The 26,347-nt window shown below is 68.9% G+C and carries 29 protein-coding genes and 2 pseudogenes; 19 read left to right on the top strand and 12 right to left on the bottom strand.

Annotation, left to right across the window (positions count from 1 at the left end; all coding sequences use genetic code 11):
- Positions 1-27 precede the first annotated feature (27 nt).
- A complete protein-coding gene (locus GA0070613_RS23180; protein WP_089014214.1) occupies positions 28-555 on the top strand; it encodes a winged helix-turn-helix transcriptional regulator in 528 nt (175 codons plus the stop codon).
- Positions 556-912: 357 nt separating this feature from the next.
- Here GA0070613_RS23180 and GA0070613_RS23175 read toward each other — a convergent pair whose 3' ends face one another.
- On the bottom strand, positions 913-2,142 hold the full coding sequence (locus GA0070613_RS23175) for an RNA-guided endonuclease InsQ/TnpB family protein (RefSeq protein ID WP_089014213.1): 1,230 nt from the start codon (positions 2,140-2,142) through the stop codon (positions 913-915).
- A 50-nt stretch (positions 2,143-2,192) separates the two neighbouring features.
- On the opposite strand from GA0070613_RS23175, the gene tnpA reads away from it, so the two are divergent.
- On the top strand, positions 2,193-2,552 hold the full coding sequence (gene tnpA / locus GA0070613_RS23170) for an IS200/IS605 family transposase (RefSeq protein ID WP_089014212.1): 360 nt from the start codon (positions 2,193-2,195) through the stop codon (positions 2,550-2,552).
- A gap of 39 nt (positions 2,553-2,591) precedes the next feature.
- On the opposite strand, the gene GA0070613_RS23165 is transcribed toward tnpA, so the two are convergent.
- A complete protein-coding gene (locus tag GA0070613_RS23165; protein ID WP_157746466.1) occupies positions 2,592-3,140 on the bottom strand; it encodes a DedA family protein in 549 nt (182 codons plus the stop codon).
- Positions 3,141-3,533: 393 nt separating this feature from the next.
- On the opposite strand from GA0070613_RS23165, the gene GA0070613_RS23160 reads away from it, so the two are divergent.
- The gene (locus GA0070613_RS23160; RefSeq protein WP_089014210.1) at positions 3,534-4,691 is read left to right on the top strand and encodes an MGDG synthase family glycosyltransferase; all 1,158 of its coding nucleotides are present in this window, start codon (positions 3,534-3,536) and stop codon (positions 4,689-4,691) included.
- Between the two features lie 192 nt (positions 4,692-4,883).
- A complete protein-coding gene (locus GA0070613_RS23155; protein ID WP_089014209.1) occupies positions 4,884-6,029 on the top strand; it encodes a hypothetical protein in 1,146 nt (381 codons plus the stop codon).
- A 76-nt stretch (positions 6,030-6,105) separates the two neighbouring features.
- On the opposite strand, the pseudogene GA0070613_RS23150 reads toward GA0070613_RS23155, so the two are convergent.
- The 3 genes and pseudogenes from GA0070613_RS23150 to GA0070613_RS23140 all read right to left on the bottom strand — a co-directional run bounded on the left by GA0070613_RS23150 (position 6,106) and on the right by GA0070613_RS23140 (position 7,009).
- Positions 6,106-6,356: pseudogene (locus GA0070613_RS23150) on the bottom strand (hypothetical protein).
- Positions 6,353-6,508 (bottom strand): annotated as a pseudogene (locus GA0070613_RS23145) (DivIVA domain-containing protein); the annotation flags it as partial. The pseudogenes GA0070613_RS23150 and GA0070613_RS23145, both read right to left, overlap by 4 nt.
- Positions 6,509-6,631: 123 nt before the next feature.
- The gene (locus GA0070613_RS23140; protein WP_089014208.1) at positions 6,632-7,009 is read right to left on the bottom strand and encodes an MmcQ/YjbR family DNA-binding protein; all 378 of its coding nucleotides are present in this window, start codon (positions 7,007-7,009) and stop codon (positions 6,632-6,634) included.
- 131 nt (positions 7,010-7,140) lie between these two features.
- Here GA0070613_RS23140 and GA0070613_RS23135 point away from each other — a divergent pair, with 131 nt between their 5' ends.
- Both GA0070613_RS23135 and GA0070613_RS23130 read left to right on the top strand, forming a co-directional pair.
- Positions 7,141-7,512, top strand: a complete 372-nt coding sequence (locus GA0070613_RS23135; protein ID WP_089014207.1) for a PadR family transcriptional regulator — start codon at positions 7,141-7,143, stop codon at positions 7,510-7,512.
- A gap of 37 nt (positions 7,513-7,549) precedes the next feature.
- Positions 7,550-8,449, top strand: a complete 900-nt coding sequence (locus GA0070613_RS23130) for a permease prefix domain 1-containing protein (protein ID WP_089014206.1) — start codon at positions 7,550-7,552, stop codon at positions 8,447-8,449.
- A gap of 47 nt (positions 8,450-8,496) precedes the next feature.
- Here the strand turns inward: GA0070613_RS23130 and GA0070613_RS23125 are convergent, their stop codons facing one another.
- Positions 8,497-8,919 carry a DUF2267 domain-containing protein gene (locus GA0070613_RS23125; protein WP_089014205.1) on the bottom strand — a complete coding sequence of 141 codons (423 nt, stop codon included), beginning with the start codon at positions 8,917-8,919 and terminating at the stop codon, positions 8,497-8,499.
- A 280-nt stretch (positions 8,920-9,199) separates the two neighbouring features.
- On the opposite strand from GA0070613_RS23125, the gene GA0070613_RS23120 reads away from it, so the two are divergent.
- The 8 genes from GA0070613_RS23120 (at position 9,200) to GA0070613_RS23085 (ending at position 15,379) form a co-directional block, all read left to right on the top strand.
- Positions 9,200-9,553 carry an HAD-IA family hydrolase gene (locus GA0070613_RS23120; RefSeq protein ID WP_157746465.1) on the top strand — a complete coding sequence of 118 codons (354 nt, stop codon included), beginning with the start codon at positions 9,200-9,202 and terminating at the stop codon, positions 9,551-9,553.
- Positions 9,554-9,598: 45 nt separating this feature from the next.
- Positions 9,599-10,366, top strand: a complete 768-nt coding sequence (locus GA0070613_RS23115) for a maleylpyruvate isomerase family mycothiol-dependent enzyme (protein WP_089014203.1) — start codon at positions 9,599-9,601, stop codon at positions 10,364-10,366.
- A gap of 237 nt (positions 10,367-10,603) precedes the next feature.
- A complete protein-coding gene (locus tag GA0070613_RS23110) occupies positions 10,604-11,329 on the top strand; it encodes an ABC transporter ATP-binding protein (RefSeq protein WP_089014202.1) in 726 nt (241 codons plus the stop codon).
- Positions 11,326-12,096, top strand: coding sequence for an ABC transporter permease subunit (locus tag GA0070613_RS23105; protein ID WP_089014201.1), 771 nt, complete (start codon positions 11,326-11,328; stop codon positions 12,094-12,096). Before GA0070613_RS23110 ends, GA0070613_RS23105 begins: the two co-directional genes overlap by 4 nt.
- Before the next feature lie 17 nt (positions 12,097-12,113).
- Positions 12,114-13,439 (top strand): sensor histidine kinase, encoded by a 1,326-nt coding sequence (locus tag GA0070613_RS23100; RefSeq protein ID WP_089016137.1) that lies wholly within the window; start codon positions 12,114-12,116, stop codon positions 13,437-13,439.
- A 14-nt stretch (positions 13,440-13,453) separates the two neighbouring features.
- Complete coding sequence (locus GA0070613_RS23095) at positions 13,454-14,101, top strand: response regulator transcription factor (RefSeq protein ID WP_089016136.1); 648 nt, start codon at positions 13,454-13,456, stop codon at positions 14,099-14,101.
- 121 nt (positions 14,102-14,222) lie between these two features.
- Positions 14,223-14,528, top strand: a complete 306-nt coding sequence (locus tag GA0070613_RS33665; protein ID WP_408631012.1) for a transposase — start codon at positions 14,223-14,225, stop codon at positions 14,526-14,528.
- Entirely contained in the window at positions 14,510-15,379 is an 870-nt protein-coding gene (locus GA0070613_RS23085; RefSeq protein WP_089014200.1) for an NAD(P)-dependent oxidoreductase, read from the top strand. The genes GA0070613_RS33665 and GA0070613_RS23085 overlap by 19 nt, the downstream gene beginning before the upstream one ends.
- Before the next feature lie 52 nt (positions 15,380-15,431).
- On the opposite strand, the gene GA0070613_RS23080 is transcribed toward GA0070613_RS23085, so the two are convergent.
- Together GA0070613_RS23080 and GA0070613_RS34505 are read right to left on the bottom strand one after the other, a co-directional pair.
- Entirely contained in the window at positions 15,432-15,782 is a 351-nt protein-coding gene (locus tag GA0070613_RS23080; protein WP_231929398.1) for a PRC-barrel domain-containing protein, read from the bottom strand.
- Between the two features lie 95 nt (positions 15,783-15,877).
- Entirely contained in the window at positions 15,878-15,979 is a 102-nt protein-coding gene (locus GA0070613_RS34505) for a VOC family protein (protein WP_408630962.1), read from the bottom strand.
- Positions 15,980-16,066: 87 nt separating this feature from the next.
- On the opposite strand from GA0070613_RS34505, the gene GA0070613_RS23070 reads away from it, so the two are divergent.
- Positions 16,067-16,486, top strand: coding sequence for a zinc-binding dehydrogenase (locus tag GA0070613_RS23070; RefSeq protein WP_089014198.1), 420 nt, complete (start codon positions 16,067-16,069; stop codon positions 16,484-16,486).
- Between the two features lie 29 nt (positions 16,487-16,515).
- Here GA0070613_RS23070 and GA0070613_RS32300 read toward each other — a convergent pair whose 3' ends face one another.
- The 3 genes from GA0070613_RS32300 to GA0070613_RS23060 all read right to left on the bottom strand — a co-directional run bounded on the left by GA0070613_RS32300 (position 16,516) and on the right by GA0070613_RS23060 (position 17,515).
- On the bottom strand, positions 16,516-16,656 hold the full coding sequence (locus GA0070613_RS32300; protein WP_157746464.1) for a hypothetical protein: 141 nt from the start codon (positions 16,654-16,656) through the stop codon (positions 16,516-16,518).
- Positions 16,657-16,967: 311 nt separating this feature from the next.
- Entirely contained in the window at positions 16,968-17,219 is a 252-nt protein-coding gene (locus GA0070613_RS23065; protein WP_089014197.1) for a hypothetical protein, read from the bottom strand.
- Positions 17,216-17,515, bottom strand: a complete 300-nt coding sequence (locus tag GA0070613_RS23060; RefSeq protein WP_089014196.1) for a DivIVA domain-containing protein — start codon at positions 17,513-17,515, stop codon at positions 17,216-17,218. Before GA0070613_RS23060 ends, GA0070613_RS23065 begins: the two co-directional genes overlap by 4 nt.
- Before the next feature lie 324 nt (positions 17,516-17,839).
- Between GA0070613_RS23060 and GA0070613_RS23055 the strand changes: the two genes are divergently transcribed.
- From GA0070613_RS23055 to GA0070613_RS23040, 4 genes are all read left to right on the top strand, one after another.
- Positions 17,840-18,730, top strand: coding sequence for a helix-turn-helix domain-containing protein (locus tag GA0070613_RS23055; RefSeq protein WP_089014195.1), 891 nt, complete (start codon positions 17,840-17,842; stop codon positions 18,728-18,730).
- A complete protein-coding gene (locus GA0070613_RS23050; protein WP_089014194.1) occupies positions 18,723-18,938 on the top strand; it encodes a DUF397 domain-containing protein in 216 nt (71 codons plus the stop codon). Before GA0070613_RS23055 ends, GA0070613_RS23050 begins: the two co-directional genes overlap by 8 nt.
- A 73-nt stretch (positions 18,939-19,011) precedes the next feature.
- Positions 19,012-19,347, top strand: coding sequence for a nucleotide pyrophosphohydrolase (locus GA0070613_RS23045; protein WP_089014193.1), 336 nt, complete (start codon positions 19,012-19,014; stop codon positions 19,345-19,347).
- A gap of 128 nt (positions 19,348-19,475) precedes the next feature.
- Complete coding sequence (locus GA0070613_RS23040) at positions 19,476-21,389, top strand: DUF2075 domain-containing protein (protein WP_089014192.1); 1,914 nt, start codon at positions 19,476-19,478, stop codon at positions 21,387-21,389.
- Positions 21,390-21,576: 187 nt separating this feature from the next.
- Here the strand turns inward: GA0070613_RS23040 and GA0070613_RS23035 are convergent, their stop codons facing one another.
- The gene (locus GA0070613_RS23035) at positions 21,577-26,235 is read right to left on the bottom strand and encodes a DEAD/DEAH box helicase (RefSeq protein ID WP_197698961.1); all 4,659 of its coding nucleotides are present in this window, start codon (positions 26,233-26,235) and stop codon (positions 21,577-21,579) included.
- Between the last annotated feature and the right edge of the window lie 112 nt (positions 26,236-26,347).

Raw genomic sequence — 26,347 nt, 5'->3', positions numbered from 1 at the left:
GAACCGACCGCGTGTAGGATCGATTCCATGGCACTGGGGAAGAACTACGAGGGGCAGCCCTGCTCCCTGGCCAGGGCGCTGGAACTGGTCGGCGAGCGGTGGACGCTGCTCGTCGTCCGCGACGCCTTCTACGGCGTACGCCGCTACTGCGACTTCCTCAGTCACCTGGACATGCCCCGGGCCGTGCTCGCTGACCGGCTCAACACCCTCGTCAACGCGGGCATCCTCCGGCGCCACCGCTATCAGGACTCCCCACCCCGGGACGAATACCTGCTCACCGACCGGGGCACCGAGCTCTGGTCCGTGATCTACCCGCTGATGTGCTGGGGCGAGCGGCACCTCGCCGTCGGCGAGCCGCTGCGGACCTTCCGGCACGCCGTGTGCGGCACCGAACTCGACCCGGCCAGCCGCTGCCCGGCCTGCGGCCACGTCGACGTGCCACCCGGCGACATCGAGGCCCACACCGGGCCGGGCATCCCGGCCCAGCCGCGCCAGGACCCGGTCAGCGTCGCGCTGCGCCAGCGCCCGCACCGGCTCCTCGAACCGCTGTTCTGATGGACCGGCCCGTCGGCTGCCGAGACGCGGGTCGCCGTGGCGCGAGCGGGCTGGTCGACGATCCTTTTCGGCACCTCTGTGCTCGCTCGCGAAGGATTGGAAGTGTTGGGCGGAAGAGCACGAATGGCGTCGTCGATGGCGACGGTCCGCGGCACCATCAGCTCGGCGCTGGCGGTGTCGCGTTCACCGGCTGTGGTGCAACCACCGGCCGGGTCGTGCGCGTAGGTCTGGAGGCACCCAGGCGGCGGGCCAGCCCGGCGACGACCGCCAACGTAGCCGCGACGAGGTAGGCGAAGGCGAGCCCCAGGGTGGGGTGGCTGTCGAAGAGTGCGCCGCTGGCTTGACGTTCTCTCCGCCCTAAAGGGCGGAGATTCCCTCCACGCTGCGCGTGGAACACGCGGCGTGCGGGATTCCTGCTTCTCGGCGCGGTGCCGGCACGGGTGCCGGTCTTACCTGCGCTCCACAGGCGTTTAGGCTCTCCCAGCGTCCCTGGGTGAGGATATTGATCGCCGCGTTGACGTCCCGGTCATGGACGGTCCCGCAGGGGCAGGTCCACGACCGGACGGACAGCGGTTTGGGTCCGTCGAGCCGCCCGCACGTAGAGCATGTCTGCGATGTGGGCGCGAACCGGCCGATGCGGCGGAAGGTGCGCCCGTAGCGTGCGGCCTTGTACTCCAACATGTGCGTGAACTGTGTCCAGCCGGCGTCGTGCACCGACTTCGCCAACCGGGTCCGGCCCAGACCGGTCACGCACAGGTCCTCGACGTACACCGCTTGGTTGTCGCGGATGATCCGTGTCGAGAGCTTGTGCTGCCAGTCCCGCCGCGCGTCGGCCACCCGGGCGTGCGCCCGGGCGACCTTGACGACGGCCTTGCTGCGATTTGCGCTGCCCCGCTGCTTGCGGGACAGGTCCTGCTGCAGCCGCCTGAGCTTGCGCGCGGCGCGGCGCAGGAACCTCGGCGCGGTGATCTTCCTGCCGTTGGACAGGACCGCGAAGTGCGTCAGCCCGAGGTCGATACCCACCTCGGAGGCCGCCGGCGGCAGCGGCTCGTCCGTGGTCTGCACAACGAATGAGGCGAAGTACCGCCCGCCGGCGTCCCGAACGACCGTGACCGAGGTGGGCGCGGCCGGCAGTTGCCGGGACCACCGCACCGCCACGTCACCAACCTTCGGCAGCCGAAGTCGGCCGTTGTCGAGCACCTTGAACCGGGCGTTCGCAGTGAACCGGATCGCCTGCCGGTTGTCCTTGCGCGACCGGAACCTCGGCGGCGCCACCGTGCGGCCCTTGCGCTTGCCGCTGATCGAGGCGAAGAAGTTCCGGTACCCGCTGTTCAGGTCCGCGAGGGCCTGCTGGAGCACCACCGCCGACACCTCGCCCAGCCACGCCCGCTCCGGCGTCCGCTTCGCCCGGGTGATGACCCGCCTCGACAGCTCACCATCGGACAGGAAGGACTCGCCCGCCTCGCGGGCCTGCTGACGTGCGCGCAGCCCGTCGTTGAACACCACCCGCGCGCACCCGAACGCCCGCGCCAACGCTGCCTGCTGCGCCGGCGTCGGGTAGACGCGGTAGTTGTACCGAAGCTGCACATCGGACAGCCTGGCATCGGCCTACGACAGATATCAGCATCCGCACTGGCATGCACTGCGTCTTCGTCCTCCACGCCCACTTGGTCTTCGTCACGAAGTACCGGCACAAGGTGTTCACCGACCGGCACCTCACCCGCCTGGAAGACATCATGCAGACGGTGTGCGCCAACGCCGACACCGAGCCGGTCAACTTCAACGGCGACGACAATCACGTCCACCTGCTGGTCAACTTCCCACCCTCGGTCGCCCCGTCGAAACTGGCCAACAACCTCAAGGGCGTATCCAGCCGCCGGCTGCGCCAGCAGTTCCCCGATCTCGTGCGCCACTACTACCGCGCCAACCGGCCCTGGTCGGGCTCGCACTTCGCCGGCTCCCTCGGCGGCGCACCGCTAACCGTGCTGCGCCAGTAGACGAGCAGCAGAACCGGCCAGGTTAGAGCACGCTCGGGCCTAGCCGGCCCTCCCGCGCGGGCCTTCACCCCCGCCCTGAAGGGCGGAGCACTGGCCCGCACCCTGGTAGCCGAGCAGCGCCGCCCAGACGGCCCAGATGGTGACCGCCAACGCGGTGAACCGCTGGAACCGGCCCAATGGGTAGCCGACCAGGCCGGCGGTGATCGCGGTCGCCGAGCGCCCACCCGGCAGGTAGCGGCCGAAGACAATCAGCGTCTGACCGCGCCGGTGCATCACGCGATGTGCCAGCTCCGCCATGGCGCGGGTTCGCCGGCGCCGCTGCAGCCGGGCGGTCATGGCTGGCCCAAAGCGGCGGCCCACGCCGTACGCGAGCCGATCTCCACCGTACGCACCGAGCGCCGCAGCGACGACGATGAAGACCAACGGCGGGCGTCCGCTGGCGGCTGACGCCACGGCGACCGCGATCAGAGTGCTCTCGCTCGGTGCCAACGGGACGAGTGCATCTGCCGCTGCCAAGACCGCGACGACGAGCAGCACCCAGTGACTTCCCGCGACCGTGGCCAACGTCGCGTCGACCGTGTCGAACACCTGGTCAGGTTCGGCCGGAAAAGCATCTCGCGTCGGACATCGGCCTGACGTCGCGGTGGCTACTGGGCGGCCAGTTCGTCGATGGGCTGGCCATCGACGCGTCCCCGACGCATCGCGGATGCCCTCCTCAGCCGCCGGGCGGCAGGTCAACGCCGACGAACCCGCCAGGATGCCTGAAGTTGGCCCGGCGACCATCCAGTCTTTAGCCCGTGGTCAGCGATCACCGCCTACTGTCCTGGGACCGCACACCCCAAGTGGGGCCTACGCACCGCCGAACCACCGGCGCGCGAGTTCGGCCACCTGATCCGGGTCCGACCTGACGAGAGCACCGCCCGCCGGTCGGACCCGGACCGCAGCGTCGCCCGCACCCCCGGTACCGCAGAAGGAGACCTGGTGTCCAGCTACACCGCCCGGGAGGGGAACGTCCCCGACCAAGTGTTGATCGTCACCGGCGGGGTCGGTGCCGGCCACGACGGGGCCGCGGCCGAGCTGCGCGCCCGGCTGGAGCGGGACGGGCTCCACGTGGAGGTACGCGACTTCCTCGACGCCGTGCCCCGGTCCTGCCGGCTGGTGCTGCGTAACGGTTATACCGGCAGCGTCCGCTACGCGCCGGCCCTGTTCGAACGCGTGTTCCAGGGCATCGAGCGCGGCACGTGGGTGCACGGGGTCGTGGACTGGATGTGCCGGGTCGCGCAGCGGCGGGTGGGCCGCTGGACGGAGGGGTTCCCCGTCGTGGTGTCCACCTATCCACTGGCCAGCCAGACCCTCGGCCACCTGCGGAGAGCCGGGCGACTGCACGCCACGGTCGTCACGTACCTGACCGACCCGGCCGTACACCGGCTGTGGGTGCATCCTGACGTCGACCATCACGTGACGGTCACGGAGGCCACGGCCGCGATGGGTACGCGTGAGTTCGGCGTGCCGATGCGCGCCGTCGGCGGCCTGGTGTCCCCGACGTTCGAGCAGGAACAAACGGCGGCGCAACGGATCGCGACGCGGCGGGCAGTCGGCCTTCCGGTGGAACGGCGGGTGGCGCTGCTGGTAGCCGGTTCCGAGGGCATGGGCGAGGTGGTTCCCACAGTCGACGCGATCGTGGCGTCCGGGGTCGCCGATGTGTTGGTCCTGTGCGGACGAAACGACCGGCTCCGCCGCCAGTTGTCCGGCCGGGACCGGGTGGTGGCGCTGGGCTGGCGTTCGGACGTGGCCGCGCTGATGGCGGCCTCGGATGTGTTGGTGCACAACGCGGGTGGGCTCTCGCTGACCGAAGCGCTGACCGCCGGCCTACCGGCCGTGACGTTCCGACCGATCCCCGCGCACGGCCGTGCCAATGCCGACCTGCTCGCGCGCGCGGGGCTGGTGCCGTGGCCGCAGGACGACGCGGAACTCTCGGCCGCCATTGTCGCGCAGTGCGAGGCCGGCCGACAGGACCGACAGGTGGTGCTGCACCACCAGGACGCCAGCCAACTTGTGCGCTCGCTGCTCAACCGGGGCGAAGCGGAATCGTTGCTGAGTTCCGGCGAACAGGTGCCCGATGCTGTGGTGGCCGGGTAGACGTGGCGCGGCCACTTGACCGAACGTAGTGACCGGGTCGGGCCCGCGGCGACGGATTGCCGAGGGCAGCCCAGGTAGCCCGATTAGCACCTTCTCGCCGTAGATGTGGCGTTGCAAGCATGGCACAACCCGTATGGCCAGGCGGGGAGACGTGCAGCAGCATGTAGGCAAGGCTCTAATGGGGTGGTTCCTGTGGTCAGCACCTGCAAGGCAGTTCGGAATTTTCGCCAGTTCCCCGTGGAAGCCCAGCGATCGGCGGAGGCGGCAGCGGAGGAGCGAGAGCAGCGTCTCCGGAAGATCACCACGAAGCGCAGCAGCAAAGCGGCAAAACTGTCGGCTGAGGCAAGCCACCGGCTGCGGCGCCTGCTGGGAGACGACAACTGGGCGGACCTGAGGGAACTGATGCAGCAGGAACGGATGACTGTTCGTGACCTGCTTCAGCCGCCCCAAGGGTTGGAGTCGAGCTACGACAAACTGAACAAAGCCAGGAAACGGAAGGCCGACGCATTCCTGCGAAGCCGAGACGTCCGGCGCGACGCGATCGTCGCGATAGCTGAGGACTACCACGAGGCGATGGCCGACGTGTTCGCGGCCGACGGGAACATCAGCCCCGGCTTCCACCTCTCGAACAACCTCGACAAATGGCTGAGCCTGTCTCCGTTCCACGATCGCGCGCTTCCGTGGGGGGTCTTCGAACCCGACGACAGCCAGGGCCCGCACCGGTGGGAGGTCTTCCGGCCGCCGTTCTTCGGGTTCAACTTCGGCTTCGTCCCGGTACACAATGACAACTTCGTCGTCGACCGGATTCACACGCTGAACCCGTCGGTCGGGGACGTCGGCATCTCCATCACGATGGAGGACAGCGATGCCGGCGACTTCGACTACGCCTCCGGCGACGCCTTCAGCGCAATAGCATTCGCCTTCGTTCCGCCGACGACGGGTCTGGTCGAGGTCCTCATCGACGCGCAATGCGTCGAGGCAACGCACCGGTTGGACACAGAGGACGAATGGGGATGGTCGAACTCCCACACGACCCAGCAGAACTTCCTGATGCTCGACGTCCTGCATCCCAACGTGTCCGAGCCGTCATACGCCGAAATGTCGACCCTCGACGAGAAGACCGACGACGACGAGAGCTTCCTGCAGGAGAAGTTGACCCGAGGTACCCACTACTTCGCGCAGCTGTTCAGCGCGGGGCCGGTGCCGGCTGGTCAGTCCGTGGTCGTGTGCGCCGGCACGCGTTCGTTCGACAAGAGCGGCACGAACGATGTGTCCATTGACAGCACGTCCGACTTTCGGTGGTTCATCAGCTCCGTAGAGGTCCGAATCTCACCGTAGGCCCGCGTGGAAATCGACCACCGAGCCGGCCTGCACCTTGGGCCCAGGCTTGTTGGCTGCGATTCGGTCTGCCGGGTCAGCGGCGCAGGCGGCGGGAGCAGGGGCCGTCGTGGTCGGCGCGGAGCAGGCAGCGCCGGCCGCCGGGCATCAGCAGGTCGCAGAAGAACCGATACGGAGGTTCTGGTCGTCCTCGGCGGAGACGGTGGTCTCCCCCGGGTCGGTCTGGGGCAGAACCAGCAGCCAGCGGCCGGCCACCCGGGCCAGGCGCTGCGCGGCGGGCAGGTCGGTGGCGACCACGGGCAGGTGGATGACGTACCGCTGGGTCACCGGTCGTGGCCCCGGTCGGTGCGGACGCGGGCCTGGTCGGACTGCCAGCGGCGCAGCGCGTCCTTGATGACGGCGGTCTCCCGGCGGCTGGCCGCCAAAGCGGCGTAGACGGAGGCCATGTCGCCGGCGACACGGTCAAGGAAGGCGTACACGTCGTCCGGGTTCGTGCCGCGGCTGGCGCAGACACAGCGATCGAGCGGCCTTCCGAAGGCTCCGACTGCGGCATCGGAGGAGCGCTACCTCGACCTGCTGATCGGCTCTGCTCAGATCTGGGCTCAACGAGTCGGTGCCGTATCGAGGTCACCGACGAGCGAGTCCGGGGCACGCATGCGCCACGCGTCGGTGACGAGCTCCTTCAGACGATCGACGCTCACCTGCGTCAACCGCAGCATGACCAAGGGCAACCCGTCATACGCCGGCGTGGTGAAGAAAAGCTCGGGTTCGCCGAGGAGCAACGCCTGCTTCTCCGCTTCGTCCCCGACGTACAGCACCGCGATATCGGTCCGGATGAGGCGCGACGTACCGGGTCTGCGCTCGGGGTAGGACCAGACCAACCCCTTGTCGGCGACCCGGAAGTCGAAGCCTTCACTGTCGATCTCGACCACGTGAGGCAGCGCCAGCGCCAGCTGACGGACATCGTCGGCATCAGACATCGAGGTCGCTCCGGGACACCGCCTCCTGCATCCGTACAGCTTAACCACCGCGCCGCTCCGCATCCGCCTCACGCCGTTCGAAGAAAAAGCGGTATGGCTGGACTAGTACTGGATCTGATAAAGTACATGCCATGTTTGAGAGAAGCGGGAGTGATGCCGCCCTTCTCGGTGACGCCTTCGCCGCCGACCTGCTACGCGGGCACACCGACACGATCGTGCTGGGGGTCCTGCGCCGCGGCGACAGCTACGGCTTCGAGATCTTCAAGACGATCCGCGACGCGACCGGCGGGGCGTACGAAATCAAGGAAGCGACGCTATACGCGAGCTACCGGCGCCTCGTCAAGGACGGACTGGTCGAGGCCTACTGGGGCGACGAGACCAAGGGCGGGCGCCGGAAGTACTACCGCATCACCGACGCCGGCCACGCCGTTTACCGCCGCAACGTCGCGGCATGGGTGGTCACGCGCGATCTCATCGACTCTCTGCTCGACCTCGGCGAATAACCCACCCCGGGCAACCGACCACTGGAAAGGCATCGCCATGACCGCCTCGAACGGCACCACGCGCGACACCGCAACGGACATCCACCGCCTCCTCGACCAGGCCTTCGCAGGCGTCGAGATGACCGCCGAACTCCAGGACCTGAAGGAGGAGATCCGAGCCAACCTGGTGGCCCGGGTAGCCGACCTCGAACGCGCCGGGCTCTCCCCGACCGCCGCCACCGGCCGCGCGATGGCCGAGTTGGGCGACGTCCGATCCCTGATCGATGAGATGGAGACCGGCTCCGACTCGCCCGCCGCCGCGTGGGCTCGTCACCGAGTCCGACCCAACCCCGGGTTCCTGGTACGCATGATCGTCCTGGCGGCGATCGCGGTCGCCGCGCTCGCCATCCTCGTCCTGGCCGCGGTCGACGTCGCGGTGCCCGAGCCGGCGCAGCTCACCGCGATCGTCGCCGTTGCGCTGCCCGTCGGCATCATCGTGGCCGACGCCCTGCGGCAGGAGACCACCACCAACTATCCGATGCCCAGCCTTCGCGCCGCCGGATACGGGGCCGCCGCGACCCTCGCCCTTGCCGGCGCCGGCTCCAGCTGGCGGTACCTGATCGGGACCGAACTGCCCTGGCTGATCGGCGGCGCACTCGCCATCGTGGCGTCAATCGTCGCGTTCACCTGCCTCGGCGCCACGCAGACCAACCGCCACAAGCCGTGGGTACTCCAGCAACACGCATCCCACCACGAAGTCGGCGACCGTTTCACGAACGACCCAGCGGCCGCCGCCCGGTTCGGCCTGTACACCCTCACGCTCTGGCTGATCGCCATCGCGGCGTTCGCGGTGCTGGGCTTCACCATCGGCTGGGCATGGTCCTGGCTCGCCCTGGTCGGCGGCCTTGCGGCGATGATGCTCATGCTGGCGCGCATGCTGTTCGCGCCCCGGAACTGACCCGACGATCAACCAGGCGGAGCTTCGGCTCGGTCAGGATTTGCGTGCTACGAGCCGGGGCGCCGCCGGCCACCGGCACCCACCGGTTCGATCACCTGCCAGAACTCCTTCTCAAGCTGGGCCATCGCGTCCTCGAACTCGTCACGGGAAACAGCCTCACGTAGCGTGGTGAGCACCGCGCCGACACCGGCACCGGCGAGCGCACGGTCGACGGCCGGGCGATCCCCCACCCGCCGCACGAACTCTTCGAGCCCGAACGACTTGGCATGTTCCCCTCTACCTCTGAGCGGTGGCGGTTTGCGCAGGGGATCGTCAAGCCCTTCCGGAAGCTGATAGGCAAGGTCCTCGGCCTGGCCGGCGCTGATCCGATCTGCCAATGTCTCCAACGTCGCGCGGGTGAGTGTCGCCGCCTGATCGGTCGACACCTTTGCCCGCGTGGCCACTGCGTTGATGAAATCCTGGTATTCCACCTGATTTCTCCTCTCCGGGCCCGATCGCCGTCGAACCGCCGGTTACGAGCCCTGACCTCAATGCGCCGCGGTACCTCGACAGCGTTCCGGGACGGGGGGTGACCCTGCCTCATCCCGATCGGGCGAATCACCAAGGCGCCCTACGGCGACATCCTCGACATTCCTACGGACCGGGACGGGAGGGCGAGCTGTTGGCGAAGCTGCGCCGGCGCGCTACGAGGTCACCCGCCACCACGAAGTCATCAACGTGCTCGCCCGGGGGCTGCCCGCCGATGCAGCGGTGGCACTGGCGCGTCGCCTCCAGGACCTGCCGCCGCACCCGGACGTGGTGCCCGCGCTCACCCTGCTCGCCGAAGCCGGCGCCCGCATGGCGACGCTCACCAATTCACCGACACCCGTCGTGCAGAACCAGCTGCGCAACGCCGGCCTCAGTGACTACTTCGAGGCGGCGATCTCCTGCGACCAGGTCCACGCGCTCAAGCCCGCCCCGCAGCCCTACCGGCACGCCGCCGACGTACTCGGTCTGCCGATCGGGGAGATCACCCTGGTGGCAGCTCACGGCTGGGACATCCACGGGGACCAGACAGCCGGGGCTCGGTGCGCCTTCGTCGCGGCCGCCGGGCGCGGGAGGTGAACATGCCGGAAGCTTTTCCATCGCGTTGCCCTCTAACATGCCGCCATGCCGACACACCTGAGCTTGGAAGATCACCTTGCGGCTCTTGTCCGCAGCGGCGCCGCCCTGCGCGAGGCGGCTGCCGCAGCTGGGTTCGATGCAACGGTCCCCACATGTCCCGGCTGGGATGTCACCGAGCTCGTGACCCATCAGGGCATGGTGCACAGATGGGCGGCGGCGAACCTGCGCGGCGACACCGACCACGACACCTCAGCTTCACAGGCCGAGGGCAAGGCCGCCGCCGATCTGCTCCGCTGGTACTCGGACGGCCTCGCCACCCTGGTCGATACATTGCATGTGAGGGCGGAGGACGTCCAGGCGATGGTGTTCCTCAAGGACGCCCCACCGCCGCGCCGATTCTGGGCGCGGCGCCAGGCACACGAGACGACCATCCACAGCGTCGACGCGATCTCGGCCGTCCATGGACGGTGGCCGGGAGCGTCGGACGTGGACATCGATCCGGTGCTGGCTGCCGACGGGATCGATGAGCTTCTGACCGGCTTCATCACCCGAGGCAAGGGCCGGCTCCACTCGGTCGAGCCGTACAGCGTGATGGTGAGGACCGACGACACCGGTCACGCCTGGATGGTACGGATCAGCGAAGGTCCGATCGTGACGACCCCGGGGGAGGCCAAGCGGGCGGACGTGGTGTTCTCCGGCACCGCGGTGCAGGTCTACCTGAGCCTCTGGAACCGGGCGGACGAGATCGCCACGGAGGGCCGATCCGACGTCGTCGACCAGTGGCGATCACAGATCCAGATTCGCTGGAGCTGACGTACCGAACGATCCCACAGCCGGCTGTCGATGCAGCTCGTCTGCCCTGTCGCCACCGGGTACGACAAGACCGCCACCTCGTACCAGGCGGCGGTCACGGTCGCCGCGCTACTGCAATGGTGGTAACCCTTTGACGACACGCCTGGGTCGGGACCGCGATGGGGGCGGAAAACCTCCAGGCGGAGTCGGATGGTTTCCGGCTTCCGACCGCCGACGGCGTTGCCTAGCGTCGATCGTGTGATCGAACTACGTGAGCTGACGAAACGCTACGGCGATCGGGTCGCCGTCGACGGGCTGAGCGTCCAGGTGCAGCCGGGGGTGGTGACCGGCTTCCTCGGCCCGAACGGATCCGGCAAGTCGACGACGATGCGGATGATCCTCGGCCTGGATGCCCCGGACCATGGCGAGGCACTGATCGGCGGCGTCCGGTACCCGGACCTGAACTGGCCGTTGAAGTCGGTCGGCGCGCTCCTCGATGCCGGGGCGTTCCATCCCGGCCGCAGCGCCCGTGCGCACCTGACCGCGCTGGCCGCGAGCAACGACATCGCCGGTTCCCGGGTCGAGCAGGCGCTGCGCATCGTCGGTCTGTCCGACGCGGCAACGCGGCGTGCCGGTACGTACTCGCTCGGCATGCGCCAGCGGCTCGGCGTCGCTGTGGCCCTGCTCGGCGACCCGGGCGTCCTCCTGCTCGACGAGCCGGTCAACGGACTGGATCCGGAGGGCATCCGCTGGATCCGGGACCTGCTGCGCGGACTCGCCGCCGAAGGCCGGACGGTGTTTGTGTCCAGCCACCTGATCGCCGAGATGGCGCTGACCGCCGACCGGCTGGTGGTCATCGGCCGCGGCCGGCTGCTGGCCGAGACGACCGTCGCCGAACTCGCCGCCGGCGACGACAGCCTGGAGGACGCGTTCTTCCGGCTCACCTCACAGGCCACCGACTATCGCGGAGTGGGAGCGTCATGAACGGGTACGGATTCCGGCACGCGGCCCGGATGGAGCGGATCAAGCTGGGCAGCGTCCGGTCGACGTGGTGGCTGGCGATCGCTGCGGTGGTCTCGATGGCCGCGGCCGGGGCCGGGGTGGGACTCGGGTACCGATCGCACACCCCGGTCGCCACCGCCGCCCAGATCCTGAACAACAGCCTCGGCGGCGCCATTGTGGCCCAGCTGCTCCTCGGAGCGCTCGGCGTCCTGATGGTGACCGGCGAATACGGCACCGGGATGATCCGCTCGACGTTCGCCGCCGTCCCGCGGCGTCGGATCGTCTTGGCCGCGAAGGTCGCCGTGTGCGGCGGCGCGGCTCTGACCGTCGGCCTGGTCGCGAGCTTCGCCGGCTATCTGAGCGGGCAGCTCGCGATCCGCGGCACCGCCATCCCGGCCGCTTCCCTCGGAGACCCGGCGATCCTGCGCGCGGTCGTGCTGACCGGCGTGTATCTGGGCGTCACCGCGCTGATCGGGGTCGGCATCGGGACGATCGTGCGGCACTCGGGCGCCGCGATCGGCACGCTGTTCGGTCTGATGTTCGTCCCGATGATCGTGGCCGGCCTCTTCGGCGAGAGCGGAATCCGGGTCGGCCGCTTCGTCCCGCTGTTGATGCTGCTCAACTCGATCGCGGTGACCTCGCCGGTACCGGGGCTGTTCTCCAGCTGGATCAGCGCGCTGCTGATGTGCGGGTACGCGGCGGTAGCGATTCTGTGCGGCGGCATGCTGCTCCGCCATCGCGACGCGTGACCAGCGACAATGGGCTGATGACCACGCTGCGCGCTTCGTTCACCACACTGGCCCTGCGCCGGGCGGTGTTCTGCGTCGTCGGCGTGGTCAGTGCGGCCGCGATCCTGAGCGTACCGGCGATCGTGCCGGCCCTGGGCGTCCTCATCCTCTGGGCGACCGGAGCCATGTCCAACCAGCCCGCACCTACCGTCGCACCGGTGTTCCTGGTCCTGTTTCCGCTCACCATCGCGCTCCTGGTCGTGCTGGCCGCCCCGATCGGGCGCGCGATGGGAGCCGTGCATCGCTCACTCGCCGACCGGCTGCTCGACGTGCACGTGGACGCCCCGCCGCCCCGGCTCTCGAAGCGGATCAGCGCCGTGGTCTCCGACGGACCGGGCTGGCGCGCCGTCGGGTACGGCCTGCTCAAGGTGCCACTGGCCATCCCCGAGGGCTACGGCGCGTTCTGCTACGTGTTCGGCCTGGTCAACCTCAGCTACCCGGTGTGGTGGCCGCTGTTTCGCAACCACCCGGCCGGAACGCGCCTCGGACCGGTGTGGGCGCTGACGCCGTTCGGCACTATCGGTACGCGGACGTTCGCCGGAACGTTCCTCATCGCCGCGGCCGGCCTCGCCATGCTGCTGGTCGCACCGTGGTTGATGCGGGCCGGTACGACACTGGACCTTGCCGCGATGCGACGGCTGCTCGGTCCGCGTCGGCTCGCCGAGCGGGTACGCGAACTGCAGGTCAGCCGGGCCCGCGCGATCGACGACGCGGCCGCGATGATGCGTAGGCTGGAACGGGACCTGCACGACGGCGCGCAGATCCGGCTGGCCACGCTGGCGATGAACCTCGGCATGGCGACCGAGAAGCTCGGTGGCGACGGCCCGCCACCCGACCTCGCACAGGCCCGCGAACTGGTCGCGCTCGCCCACCGCGGAGCGAAGGATGCCCTCGCCGACCTGCGCGACCTGGTGCGCGGGATCCACCCGCCGGTCCTCGACAACGGTCTCGGCGACGCGCTGGCGACGCTCGCGACGAGCAGCGCCATCCCGGTCGCGGTGAACGTCGAGCTGCCCGACCGCCCGGCGCCCGCGATCGAGACCATCGCGTACTTCTGCGCCTCCGAGCTGCTCGCGAACGCGGCCAAACACAGCCGGGCGACCCGTATCGGGCTCGGCGTCGTCCGATCCGGCGAGCGCCTGATGTTGACCGTCAAGGACGACGGCATCGGCGGGGCGAACCCGGACGGTCCCGGCCTGTCCGGCCTGGCCCGCCGCATCGCCGTCGTGGACGGCCGGATGCGCGTACACAGTCCGACCGGCGGTCCGACCCGGGTCGAGATCGAGCTGCCCACACACGTGTGAACGGAGGCGACGACATGCGGGTGGTGATCGCGGAGGATGCCGCGATGATGCGCGAGGGGCTGGTCCGGCTGCTCACCGACCGCGGTTTCGAGGTATGCGCGGCGGTGGCCGACGCGGATGCGTTGCGGTCCGCGATTGCCGCCAGCGTACCGAATGTAGCCATCATCGACATCCGGATGCCACCGACGCACACCGACGAGGGACTGCGCGCCGCGATCGACATCCGACGCGACCATCCCGACGTCGGTGTGCTGGTGTTCTCCCAGTACGTGGAGACCCGCTACGCGACCCGCCTGCTCGCCGACCGGCCGACCGGCGTCGGATACCTGCTCAAGGACCGCGTCGCCGACGTCGCCGATTTCGTGGACGCGCTGACCCGGGTGGCATCCGGTGGCACCGCGCTGGATCCGGAGGTGGTCGGCCACCTGATGCGGGCCGGGCAGGACACGGCCGGGAGGGCGTCGCTGACCCCCCGGGAGCGTGAGGTGCTTTCGCTGATGGCCGAGGGACGATCCAACGCCGGGATCGCGGCGGCTCTTGTCATCACCTCCGGAGTCGTGGAGAAGCACGTGGCGAACATCTTCGCGAAACTCGGTTTGCCGTCCTCGGATAGCGACAACCGCCGGGTCCTGGCCGTCCTCCGCCACGTCAGCGGCGGCTGATGTCACGTGATGCTGTTGTCTCTACGTGACGACGGTGTGGTTGGCACTCGGGGGGAGTTGACGGCGGAGCAGCGTGCTGAGCTCCCTGCGCTCATGACCAGCACGGAGGTGTCGGCGGCGCATCCACGACTACGTGCGGCACGGCACGACCAACTTGTTCGCCGCCTTGAACATGAACACCGGCGAGGTCGTCGGTGACTGCATGCCCAGCCACAACGGAGCCGCGTTCGTGGCCTTCCTCAAAAAGGCCGTCGCCCCGCATGCCGGCCGAGAGATCCATGTGTTGCTGGACAACCTGTCCACCCACACCACCCCCGTAGGTCAGCGTCGGCCGTCGTCTACGAACGCACCTGAGGTGAATCGGCGCTGCATGCGGCATTGCTCAGGGGAAATTGGCAGGATGGGGCCATGGCCACGGTCGCTGTGATCGGTCTGGGTGGGATGGGTAGCCGGATGGCGGGCCGGCTGCTCGATGCCGGCCATGACCTCGTTGTCTGGAACCGCACGCCGCAGCGGGCCAGCGATCTTGTGGCGCGTGGCGCGGTCCCTGCCGACAGCCCGGCAGAGGCTGCCCGCCGCGCCGACATGGTGATCACCATGCTGTCCGACCCGGCGGCCCTCCAAGATGTGGCCGAGGGCCCGCAGGGCATCCTCGCCGGTGTCACCGCGTCGACGACGCTCGTTGAGATGTCCACGGTCGGGCCGGCTGCCGTGCGACGGTTGGCAGGGATGCTGCCGGATGGCGTTGGCCTGCTCGATGCGCCGGTGCTGGGCAGCGTCTCGGAGGCCGAGTCGGGTTCGCTGCGGATATTCGTCGGAGGGCCGGAGCCGCTTGTCCAACGGTGGATGCCGGTGTTGGGCGCGCTCGGCTCGCCGCAGCATGTCGGGCCGCTCGGTGCCGGCGCGGCCGCCAAACTGGTCGCCAATTCGACCCTCTTCGGGGTGCTCGCTGTTCTCGGTGAGGCGCTCGCTCTCGCGGACGGGCTTGGGCTGCCGCGGGACATCGCGTTCGAGGTCCTGTCCGCGACTCCCGTCGGCTCGCAAGCGGATCGGCGGCGGCCAGCGATCGAGTCCGGTCAGTTCCCGCTGCGGTTCGCGCTGTCACTCGCCCGTAAGGACGTCGATCTGGTCCTGTCTGCCGCCGAGTCGGCAAGTGTCGAACTGCCGGTCGCGGCCGCCGCCCGGCAATGGGTCGTGGCAGCCCAGGAAGCCGGCCTCGGCGACGGGGACTACTCGGCCGTAATCGCGCACATCACCGACGCTGCCCGATCAGCCTGAAACCCGGGTGCGACCGGCCCGTCAGGTGGCGGGTGAACTCCGGCTGCACGGTTCAGCGGGGTCGGCTCAGCCGCTGCCAGGCGCGGCGCAGGTCCGCCTGCACCGGGTTGTGATCCGCGTTCTCGACCACTCCTACCGGCGGGTCGTCGCCCGGTTCGTGCATCTCGGCACCGGGTACCGACAGCACGACGCCCCGCTCGTACAGGTCGGCGATCTGCTCCCGGTGGGCGAAGCGGTGGGACTGGTCCGGCCCGGGCGGTGCCACGATGACGCCGTGGAAGATGTCCTGCCGTTCGTCGGCGACCACGTGCTCGACCACGCCGACGGGTGCCGAGTCGACGTCGTAGACCCGGGTGCCGACGGCGAGCGCGAGGTACGAGACCTTCGCGCCGAGATCCTCCACGACGTTCACGGTACCCGCCGCCTGATCACCATGGGCCCGATCACGACGGCCGGTCTGGCCATGACCTGGACTGCCGGCCGCGCCGATCGTCAGGCTCAGGCGGAAGCTGCCCGACCCATCTCGGCGAGGATCCCGGTGGCCTGACCAAGCTCGATCAGGTAGCCGTCCGGATCCCGGAGGTAGCACCGGATCTCCACGCCGTGGTCCTTGGCTCGGTCAGGAACTCGCCACCCCGTGACCGCCACTGCTCATAGACCGCGCGGACGTCGGTTACGCGGACATTCATCGCGCTGCTGAGCGTCATCGCCACCGCTCGCCCCGGTGCCGCCACCGACTTCGTACGACAGCTGGGCGCTGCCGAGGCGGTGGACCACACCGCCGACCTCAGCGGCCAGGTCCGGGCGGTCGCCCCGGACGGCGTACCCGCGGTGGTGCACCTGGCCGGCGACGGCGCGCAGCTGGCCGGGCTGCTCACCCCCGACGGGCGCCTCGCCTCCACCATCGGCTTCGGCCCCGACCAGCACCCGGCCGCCACCTCGATCATGGCCAGCCCACAGCCGGCAACCCTCGACCGGCTCGCCAGCGACGTCGTAGCCGGTCGACTGCGCGTACCGATCACCAGACGCTATGACCTGGCCGAGGTGCCCCAGGCACTCGCCGACTTCTCCGGTGCACTCGGCAAACTCGGCATCACCGTTTCCTAGCTCGCGCGAGCGGCGGTCGTACCGTTCTTTCAGTGGCCAGTTGGCGGGATCGCCGAAGGTTTGTCCGCATGCTTGGCCTTCTTCGCCGCCCGCTTTTCCTTCAAAGTCATGGCTGGCTTCTTCATACTGCTCTTCTGGGGAGACTTGTCGGACATGTCGACCTTTCCCACACAATGTCAGGATGGCGGTCCGCTGCGGCGACTTCGGTGCCCTGCCAAATGCGATCCGCCGGACGAAACCATGAACAACAGGCGATGCCCGGCGGTTGGCCACCCTGAGTCAAGAAACATGGTCAGACGACCACTTTCCCTAGCCTACTCCAACAGGACGTTGTGACCGTGGTCCTCGTCCACGCCGGGCATCACGGTCACCAGCGCTTCCCCAGTTCCTGGGCTGGTCGATGAGATCCACCGCGCTACGGAACCAGACCAACCAGACGCGGCCAGCGACGTGACGGACAACCGACACGCCCGCGGAGTTGTCAGCGGCGCAGCCGGCGGGTGCAGGGGCCGTCGTGGTCGGCGCGGAGCAGGCAGCGCCGGCCGCCAGGCATCAGCAGGTCACAGAAGACCCGATGGCGTACGTTCTGGTCGTCCTCGGCCGAGACGGTGGTCTCCCCCGGGTCGGTCTGCGGCAGCACGAGCAGCCAGCGGCCGACCACCCGGGCCAGGCGCTGCGCGGCGAGCAGGTCGGTCGCGACGACCGGCAGGTGGATGACGTACCGCTGGGTCACCGCTCGTTTCCCCGGGCGTCGCGGGCGCGGGCCTGGTCGGACTGCCAGCGGCGCAGCGCGTCCTTGATGACGCCGGTCTCCCGGCGGCTGGCGGCCAGGGCCGCGTAGACGGCGGCCAGGTCGCCGGCGACCCGGTCGAGGAAGGCGTACACGTCGTCGGGCTCAAGGCCGCGGCGTCCGAGCCCGACCAGCTTGAAGCTGCGCTCGCGCACCTGCCACGGCAGCAGACTGGTGTACGCGCCGGAGCGGTAGGTCGCTGCGCTCCCCCGCGTCGGTCGCTGGTTGCGGACGCTCATTCGCTGGCCTGCCTCTCGTCGTGATTGGAAGGGGTGGGCCACCCGCCCTCCCCGCACCGGCGGACCCACCCCGCCCTGCCACCGCAGCTTCGATCAGCGGTACGGCACCAGGGCTGCTCATGGACTGTGCTTGTCGGTCCTGGTAGCTACCGTCGGCGCCGCACCGGGCCGCGTCCTTGTAGTCAGCATGTGACAGTGCGAAGTGGAAGCGCAACGTTCCACGGCAGAATTCTTGCCAGAAGTATTGACTTCTTTTACTGAAACCTGTACGTGTTGCAGTGCGGCGTCACGCAGTGTTGCAGGACGGAATCAGGGAGTGCTCGGATGGCAGAGGACATCGGATCGACCGTGCCGCGCCGGCAGCTGGGCCGGCTCCTGCGCCAGTTCCGCACCGAGGCCGGCGTGACGCTCGACGCCGCCGCCGAGGCGCTCGAATACAGCCGGCAGAAGATCTGGCGCATCGAGTGCGGCCTGGGCGCGGTCCGGGTGCTCGACGTCAAGGCGATGTGCGAGCTGTACCACGTGTCGGCGGAGATGACCGAGGCGATGCGCGGGCTGGCCGCAGAGACGAAGTCGAAGGGCTGGTGGCACGCGTACGGGGACGCGGTGCCGAGCTGGTTCGAGCTGTACGTCGGCCTGGAATCCGCCGCCGCTTCCCTTCGGCAGTATCAGGAGACCGTCATCCCGGGCCTACTGCAGACCCGGGAGTACATCCAGGCCCTGGCGTGCGTCGACCAGCCGTCGGCGAACGATGAGGAACGCGAGCACGCCGTGCAGGTGCGCCTGCAGCGGCAGAACCTGCTGACTCGTCGGCTGCCGCAACCGCCCCGCTTGGACGCGGTCATCTCCGAGGCCGTGCTGCGGCGGCGAGTTGGCGGGCAGGCGGTCATGATCGGGCAGCTCAACGGGCTTCTCGAAGCCTCCGATCGACCCAACGTCTCGCTGCGGGTGGTACCGCTCGCCGCCGGGCCGCACATCGGGGCCGTCGCCGGCTCGTTCGTCATCCTGGATTTCCCCACCACCAAGGGCGGCCGAGCCGCACCTGAACCGTCCGTCGTCTACAGCGAGTCGCTCACCGGTGCGCTCTACCTCGACAAACCTGCCGAGCTGCGGGCATATGAAGACGCCTTCAACAGCGCAGCTCGACTGTCGCAAGGTGAGGCAGAATCAAGGGACACGATCAAGAGGATCATCGGGGAGCATCGACATGACTGACCTGACGCGCGCCGTCTGGCGCAAGAGCACCCGCAGCGGTGGCAACGGCGGCGAGTGTGTCGAGGTCGCCACCAACCTCCCCGGCATAGTCGCCGTACGTGACTCCAAAGACCAGCTTGGCGCAGTTTTGGCGTTCACGCCGACGGCTTGGGCCAGCTTTGTAACGCAGGCCAGCGCTCCCGGCTTCATCGGAGAAGAGTGCGGCTGATAGCAGTGAGAGCGCCACTGATGGCTCCTGGGCGGTCCAGCCTGAGGACCCGTCGCATGAGAGCCTCTCTACCGTGAGCGACCTGACTACTCAGGTGAGGGCCTTCGCCGAGGAGCGGGACTGGCAGCAGTTCCACACGCCAAAGAACCTCGCCATGGCCCTCGCCGGCGAGGTCGGCGAGCTGCTGGCCGAGTTGCAGTGGCTCACTCCCGAGCAGGCGGCCGCCGTGATGGAAGACCCGGAGGCCGCTGCCAGGGTGAGGGCCGAGATCGGTGACGTAATGATCTATCTGACCCGACTCGCCGACGTCCTCGGCATCGACCTGGTCGAGGCAGCCCTCACCAAGCTCGACGAGGTCGCCGTCCGCTATCCCGTCCATCAGTCGAAAGGGTCCGCCGCCAAGCGGTGAGCGGGCATGCGAGGAGTTGATCTCTTCGCTACAGTCCACCTCATAGAAGCGCGTTTCGACGGGCTTCCGGCTGTCGCCGGACACGCCCCCCATGCGCACGATCACTTCGTGCTGCCCGGGGGCAACTGTTGTCAGCGTTCCGCACCTCCGCCGACGGTCTCCTGCGCCTGGCCACCAGCGGCACCCTCGCCGATCGGATCGCCGAACAGGTCGGGCACGCCGTGAGCCCCAGCGAGCGCCGGTCTTGGGAACGCAGCCTCCCCATGCTGGCGCAGGATCTCGCCGATGCGGGTCTGGGGCAGGTGGAGATGCTGGTCGAGTACCAACTCCCGTTGACCAGCAAGCGGGTCGACGTGGTGCTCGCCGGGGTGCACCCCAAGAATGCCGACGACTCCTACGTGGTGGTCGAGCTGAAGCAATGGTCGCAGGCGGAGTCCTACGAGGGCTCCGACCGGCTGGTCCTGGTCGAGCATGCGCGCGGGCCGCGCCTCCACCCGGGCGTCCAGGTCGGTGACTACTGCGAGTACCTCACCGACTTCCTCGGCGTGCTCTCCCACCGGCGCAGCCCGATCGTCGGCGCCGCGTACCTGCACAACGCCGTCGACCGGGACGTCAACGACCTCTTCGCGCGCCGTCCGACCGAGCAGAGCCGGATCTTCACCAAGCAGCGGCGCGGCCAGTTCCTCGATTACCTCCGCACCCACCTGGCGCCCACGTCGGGCGCGGCCGCCGCCGACCGCTTCCTCACCAGCGCCGTCCGGCCCAGCAAGCATCTGCTGACGTACGCGGCGCAGGAGCTGAAGGAACGGTCGCACTTCACGCTGCTGGACGAGCAGCGCCTGGCGTACGAGCTGGTGTTGCACGCGGTGGAGCGCGCCCGCGCCGCGGACCGCAAGTCGGTCGTGGTGGTGTCGGGTGGGCCGGGCAGCGGCAAGAGCGTGATCGCGCTGTCGGTTCTCGGGGAGTTGGCCCGCCAGCAGCGCTCGGTCATGCACGCCACCGGCTCGCGCTCGTTCACCCAGACCCTGCGCAGATACGCTGGCAAGGGCTCAACCCGCTTGAAGAATCTATTCGGCTACTTCAACAGCTTCATGGCGGCCGAGCGGAACGGCCTTGACGTGCTGATCTGCGACGAGGCGCACCGGATCCGGGAGACGTCGGTCAACCGCTTCACGCCCAAGGCGAAGCGGGACAAGGCTCGCCCGCAGATCGACGAGCTGATCGCCGCCGCTCGGGTACCGGTCTTCCTCCTCGACGAGCACCAGGTCGTCAAGCCGGGCGAGCTCGGCAGCGTCGACGTCATCTCCGCGTACGCAAAGCAGCTCAACCTGGACGTGGAGGTCGTGTCGCTGCACGACCAGTTCCGGTGCGGCGGCAGCGAGGCGTACGAAGAGTGGGTCCTCGACCTGCTCGGCCTCGATGGCGGTGAGCCGTCGGTATGGACCGGTGACGGTCGGTTCGACCTGCGGCTGGCGGAATCGCCGGAGGAAATGGAGGCGTTCCTGCAGGCGAAGCAGACCGCCGGAGAGACCGCTCGCATGTCCGCGGGCTACTGCTGGCCGTGGAGCGACCCGCGACCGGACGATTCCCTGGTCCCGGACGTGCAGGTCGGTGGCTGGACCCGGCCCTGGAACGTTAAAAGCGACCGCAGCGTCGGTGACGCGCCGGGTAGCGCGTTCTGGGCCACCGACCCGAACGGCTTCGGCCAGGTGGGGTGCGTCTACACGGCCCAGGGCTTCGAGTACGAGTGGTCGGGCGTCATCATCGGGCCCGACCTCGTTGCCCGCGACGGCCGGCTGGTGACCCAGCGGACGGAATCGAAAGACCCGGCCTTCCGCAGTCGGAAGCAGCTAAGCGACTTCGAGGCGGACCGGCTGATCCGGAACACCTACAAGGTGTTGATGACCCGAGGCATGCGCGGCACGATCCTCTACTCCACCGACCCCGAGACACGCGCCTATCTGGCTGCATTGGTCCACGTGAAGCGTCTAGTAGAGACGACTTACGAACCCGTCGTCGACGGAGCCGCGCTGCACAGCTGAGGCGCCCTGGCCCTGCGCCCAGGGTGCTGGCTAGAGTCGACCATGTAAGGCGGTCCGACAGGCTTCCGAAGACGGCCGGTTCGGCCTCGTCCACGGTCGTCGAGGGCCCCTATCAGGGCGTTCTCATCCGCCGCGCCGTATCGGGTGCCCCCACAGGGGCATTCGCCAGCGTCGGAGGTGGGGAGGCTCAGGCCTCCCGCCACATCTGCTCGAAGTCGGTGAAGGCGAGCTGTTGCTGATGGTTGATCACGTTGTCTCTCACGTTGAGGATCAGGCAGCGCTCGGTGCCGTTGTTCCGGGGCCCACGTAGGCCACGACCGATCATCTGCTGGTACACGTTCGGGCTATAGGTGGGCCGTGCCACGACGACGACTCGGGTCGCCGGCGCGTCGAAGCCTTGGTGGAGGACGCCGTAGTTGGTGAGGACTCTGAGCCTGCCCTTGCCGAACTGTTCGATGATCTGTTGCCGCCGCTTCGTGGGTGTCTCGGAGTCGACGGAGGCGGAGTGCACGCCCTGGTCGTTGAGGACGGCCGCCAGGAACCGCGCGTGGTTGACGGAGGTGGCGAAGACGAGCACCGGCCATTCCCGGTCGAGGCCGAGTAGAGCATTGATCAGGGTCCGGTTCCGGGAGTGGTCTTCGGCGAGACGCCGTTCGGCGTTCGGCGGGAGGGTGCCTCGGCCCATGGACATCATGTGCAGTTCCTGGGACGTGAGTTCGAGCTCGCCGCCTTCCAGGACGGCGTGGTCGGTGCGGGCGAGGATGCCCATGTCCTGAAGCCGGGCGTAGGGGTTCTCGCCCAGCGCTCCGTCGTCGAGTCGGTTGCTGCCGTAGCGAACGATCAGTCGTTTCGTCTCGTCGGTGCTCTTGCCGCGGAACGGGGTGGCGGTGAGTCCGATCAGCGGTCGTGTCAGGCGGTGGTGGGTGATGCCCATCTGTTCGAGCAGCGCGGTGTAGCCCTTGGTGGTCGATCCGTGGGCCTCGTCCACGATCACCAGCAGGGGCTCGCGCAACCACTGGTAGGCAGGCTGGTGCAGCCGGGCGGTCAGCTGGTCGTCGGTGGCCACGACCAGGTGCGGGTTGCCGGTGATCTGGGTCGCGTCGCGGCTGTTCCAGAAGCGGCTGATGCTGAGGCGGGTGCCGCCGAGGCCGCTCTTCTCCCAGACGTACTTCCAGCTCTGTACGGCCTGCTCGCACAGCTCGGTGGACTGGGCGATCCACAGGATCGGCCGGCCCGGGCCATCGGCGCCGAAGGTCTTGAGGTAGCGGATGACGGCCTCGGCTGCGACACGGGTCTTGCCAGCACCGGTGGGGAGGCTGAGCATGCCCCGCATCGGTTGCTTCTGCATCAGCAGCTGCAGCATTCGGGAGGCGAGCACTTCCTGGTAGTCGTGCAGCGGGTAGTGCGGCGTGGGTCCCTCGGCGGTCTCCAGCGGCGGCGGGGTCTCCTCCTTGGTGCCCGCGTACCGGTCGTCGAATCCGAGGTCGGCGACCTTCTGCCGGGACTTGGTGTCCCCGGTGAACGGCAGTTTCAGGCTCTCGTCGATCAGTTTCAGGTCGCCGCGGTGGTGACGCAGGATGGCGTCCCCGTGGGCGTGCAACGCGAGCTCGGCGATGCGCAGGTCCTCGACCACTGCGCCCCTCTGCGCCTGTTCCCAGGCGAGCAGGCCCTCAGGGAGTCCCCGCCGCAGCCGTTCGGCGCCGACGAGCAGCAGGATCTTCTCGATGTCGCTGTCCGTGGCGCGGACCTGCTTGAGGATGTCCTGGTTCTTGGCCTCCTCCCGCATGTCGAGGATCTTCTGCACCTCGGCGGGCGATAGGCGCAGGTCGAGTTCCTTCGAGACGGCCTGCAGGATGCGCCGTTCGTCGGCGGGGTGGCGCACGTAGACCACGCGGTCCCGGTTCGCCGACTCCAGCGGGGTCGTCCGCATGCCGGCGGGGGTGCGCTTCACCTCGTCGAGTTCGCCGCACACCACGTAGGACCAGCCGTTGGCGAGCCGGCTGCGCAGGACGGCCAAGTGCGGGAACTCGGTGACGACGGCGACCGGTTCGGTCTCCTCGGCGGTGCGGATCTCCATGCTGACGGCGTCGGCGTATCGCAGCATCCCCCACGTCTCGACCATGTTCTCGACGTCGGTCACGGTAGGTGCCAGCAGTGCGGGGACCCGCTCCATAACGAGGGTGTCGTACTCGACCCGGTCGGCTGTGACGCAGATCTGGTCGTCGGGTCGCGTGCCCCAGGTGTCCCCGATCCGGCACCGGGTCTCGCCTCCGGGCCATTCGATGCCCGAGCGCAGGACGAGCGCGTAGGCCTTCCCGGGGACCACGTCGTCCTGTGACTTTTCTACCGTCTGCACCACGTACCGCCACAGCGGTTCCTGAATCCGGTCGACGGTAGACGGCAGGTTGAGGACGTCGGCGACATCGCGGTCGACGCTCGCCACGGGCAGCACGTCGTCGTACTCCTGCAGGCCCGGGTTGACCGTCATGCGCACGGGCAGCAGCCCCTGACTACTGTCGATCTTGCCGTGCTGGCGGACCATCCACACCAGCGGCGACGGGACGTGCAGCGTGCTGCTGTGCGCCCGGGCGGTCCAGTCGCGCACCAGTCGCCCGGCGGGCAGGTGTTTGACGAACAGTGCCTTGCCTTCGTCGCTGAGTTCGGTAAGGACGCCGAGCGGGCCGGGCGGGGTGGTCCCGTCGACCTCGAGAGCGGACAGTTTGCGCAGCCGGACGTGCTTGTCCAGGCTGTCGTTCAGACGCTTCAACGCGAACTCGCGGTACTCCTCGAACCAGTCGTCCTCGCGTGGGTCGACGCTCATCTCCGGCACGTCGGACATGCCCAGTGCCGTCAGAGCCGGCCGGTCGGCGCCGTGGACGCGCAGGTCGACGACCAGGTCCTGGTCGCGGCTGCCGTCGGCGGGGATGACCCGCCCGGGCAGCAGGCACTCGGCCAGCGGCCGGAACCGGCCCGCCATGGTGCGCACCCGGATCGCGCGCATGGGATCGGGGAGGGCCTTGCGGATGGCGTCGGCGGCGTCGTGGGGTGTCACCCGGCCCACGAGCCCCCACAGGGCCTGCCAGTCCTTGTCGCCGTAGCCGTCGACACCGCGGTCCAGGACCGCCTTGAGCTTGCCCATCGGCGTCGCCTCCCGGACCCCCAGTTCGTTGAGGTCGCTGCGCAGACCGATCTCGTCGGTGACCGTCGCGTCGACGTAGATCAGATCGTCGGCGAGTTCGTCGAGGCCGCTGCGCTGGTACAGGCCGGGGTGGTCGACGGAGACCATGCCGTGGGACTCGGTCAACACGATCCGGGCCCGGCGCGCGGCGTCGGCGTGCTCGGAGTTCTCGCGGCGCAGCCCGGCGAGGATGCGGATCGCGCAGATGGACGCTTCGGCGGTGCCGTCGTGCACCAGCGACTGCAGCCACCGCACGATCGGCGCCTCGCTCAAGCCGGCGGTCTCGAAGATCAGACGCGCGCGGGCACGCCGTTCGCGCTGCTCGATCGACGGGTGGGTCCAGTCGTGCGGGCGCCCGCTGTAGCCGACCCACAGCTGCATCAGGGGGGCGGGGATGTTCTCCGGCGGCATGGACAGCTCGTCGGGAATGCGCAGCACACCGAGCTGGTCAGGCAGCGACGGACGCACCGCCGTGGTCTTCCAGACCTCCTTGGTCAGCCGGTCGTCGGCCCACTGCGGTGCCTCCCTTCCCCGGCCCGGCAGCAGCGTCAGGTAGGAGCCGGGATCGGCGATGTCGACCAGTTCCGGCAAGGACTCGACGATGAGCAGCGCCGCCTGCTCGATGAGTTCCTCGTTGAACGGGTTGTTGTCGTAGAGGTTCTGCCGGTCCTCGCTGGTCTTCCAGGGTGCGTTGAGCAGGCCGCGCAGGGTGGTGGCGTAGTTGGTGGGGAAGAACGCCCAGAAGGTGCCCCGCTCACCGCGGCCCTTGTCCTCCGGCACCGCCCAGGAGACGTCGATCCGGGGGCGGTCGTGCAGTTCACCGGCACCCTGCTGCGCGGTCGCAGAGGGGTGGAACGTGCGGGTGAAGACCCGCCAGCGGCTGGTCTCGTCCCTACCCGTGGTGGCACTGCTCTGGAGGGTGAAGCGGTTGCCGTCGTTGCGCACGAACAGCTCCCGGACCAGCGGCGGGCGGGGCCCGGAGCGGTCCTCGAGGATCAACGACCCGACGTGGGGTGAGAACAGTTGGAACTCGGCGGGAAAGCCGCGCAGGTCGAGGCTGAGCCGGGCGGCCTTCCCGGGTAGCAGCGGCAGCCGCACGACGGTGGCGGCCCACCCGAGCAGCTCGGCGAGGATCGGGTCGGACGCGGCCTCCCCGGCCGTGTCCAGGACTTTCCCCATCCGCAGGATGGGGATGTCGACGGCGCCAGGTACCACGGCTCGGATGGTCTGTTCGGCCCAGGCCCGGTCGAAGCCGAAGGAGCCGCCGGTGCTGAAGAACTGGGGGGTGTCGCTGACGCTGAGCACGGACTTGACACCCACGCCGAAGCGGCCGATCTGCCCGCCTCGCTTGCGGGAGACGCCCATGCGCAGGATCGTGTCCGCCCCTGCCGGGGTCATCGGGTTACCGGCGTTGGCGCAGTAGAGGTAGTCGTCGGTGAGGATCACCCGAATCTCACCGTCCGGCAGGCCTCGCATCTCGTCGGCGCCGTTCTGCACCAGCTCGTAGACCTGACGGTCGCCGTATCCGCCCTGGGTGATACGTCGCTCGCCGTTGGCGTGCTCCTGGACCATCCCGGCGTCGATCTCGTAATGCCGGAGCGCGACGGCGGAGAGCGCTTCGACGGTCTCACGGACGGACGCGTACGACGATGGGGTGGAAGAACTCATCAGATCCCGCCTCGAGCCGAACAGAACGAACACGCGGCGCACGACGCGACATCGATTCTCCGGATGCGCGCTCGGACTTCGATCTTGACGGCTCCGCCGTCCGGATGTCCCG

It is taken from the genome of Micromonospora inositola, from assembly GCF_900090285.1.
Classification (GTDB): domain Bacteria; phylum Actinomycetota; class Actinomycetes; order Mycobacteriales; family Micromonosporaceae; genus Micromonospora; species Micromonospora inositola.
The sequence above is the reverse complement of the archived record's forward strand: the minus strand, read 5'-3'. Positions and strand labels throughout refer to the sequence as shown.

Bases quoted from the DNA above. Each gene is read 5' to 3' on its own strand.
- GA0070613_RS23100 (WP_089016137.1), top strand. From the start codon at position 12,114: ATGACCACGCTGCGCGCTTCGTTCACCACACTGGCCCTGCGCCGGGCG.
- GA0070613_RS23130 (WP_089014206.1), top strand. From the start codon at position 7,550: ATGACCGCCTCGAACGGCACCACGCGCGACACCGCAACGGACATCCAC.
- GA0070613_RS23115 (WP_089014203.1), top strand. From the start codon at position 9,599: ATGCCGACACACCTGAGCTTGGAAGATCACCTTGCGGCTCTTGTCCGC.
- tnpA (WP_089014212.1), top strand. From the start codon at position 2,193: ATGCACTGCGTCTTCGTCCTCCACGCCCACTTGGTCTTCGTCACGAAG.
- GA0070613_RS23060 (WP_089014196.1), bottom strand. From the start codon at position 17,515: ATGAGCGTCCGCAACCAGCGACCGACGCGGGGGAGCGCAGCGACCTAC.
- GA0070613_RS23105 (WP_089014201.1), top strand. From the start codon at position 11,326: ATGAACGGGTACGGATTCCGGCACGCGGCCCGGATGGAGCGGATCAAG.
- GA0070613_RS23035 (WP_197698961.1), bottom strand. From the start codon at position 26,235: ATGAGTTCTTCCACCCCATCGTCGTACGCGTCCGTCCGTGAGACCGTC.
- GA0070613_RS23095 (WP_089016136.1), top strand. From the start codon at position 13,454: ATGCGGGTGGTGATCGCGGAGGATGCCGCGATGATGCGCGAGGGGCTG.
- GA0070613_RS23140 (WP_089014208.1), bottom strand. From the start codon at position 7,009: ATGTCTGATGCCGACGATGTCCGTCAGCTGGCGCTGGCGCTGCCTCAC.
- GA0070613_RS23180 (WP_089014214.1), top strand. From the start codon at position 28: ATGGCACTGGGGAAGAACTACGAGGGGCAGCCCTGCTCCCTGGCCAGG.
- GA0070613_RS23055 (WP_089014195.1), top strand. From the start codon at position 17,840: ATGGCAGAGGACATCGGATCGACCGTGCCGCGCCGGCAGCTGGGCCGG.
- GA0070613_RS23135 (WP_089014207.1), top strand. From the start codon at position 7,141: ATGTTTGAGAGAAGCGGGAGTGATGCCGCCCTTCTCGGTGACGCCTTC.
- GA0070613_RS23085 (WP_089014200.1), top strand. From the start codon at position 14,510: ATGGCCACGGTCGCTGTGATCGGTCTGGGTGGGATGGGTAGCCGGATG.
- GA0070613_RS23050 (WP_089014194.1), top strand. From the start codon at position 18,723: ATGACTGACCTGACGCGCGCCGTCTGGCGCAAGAGCACCCGCAGCGGT.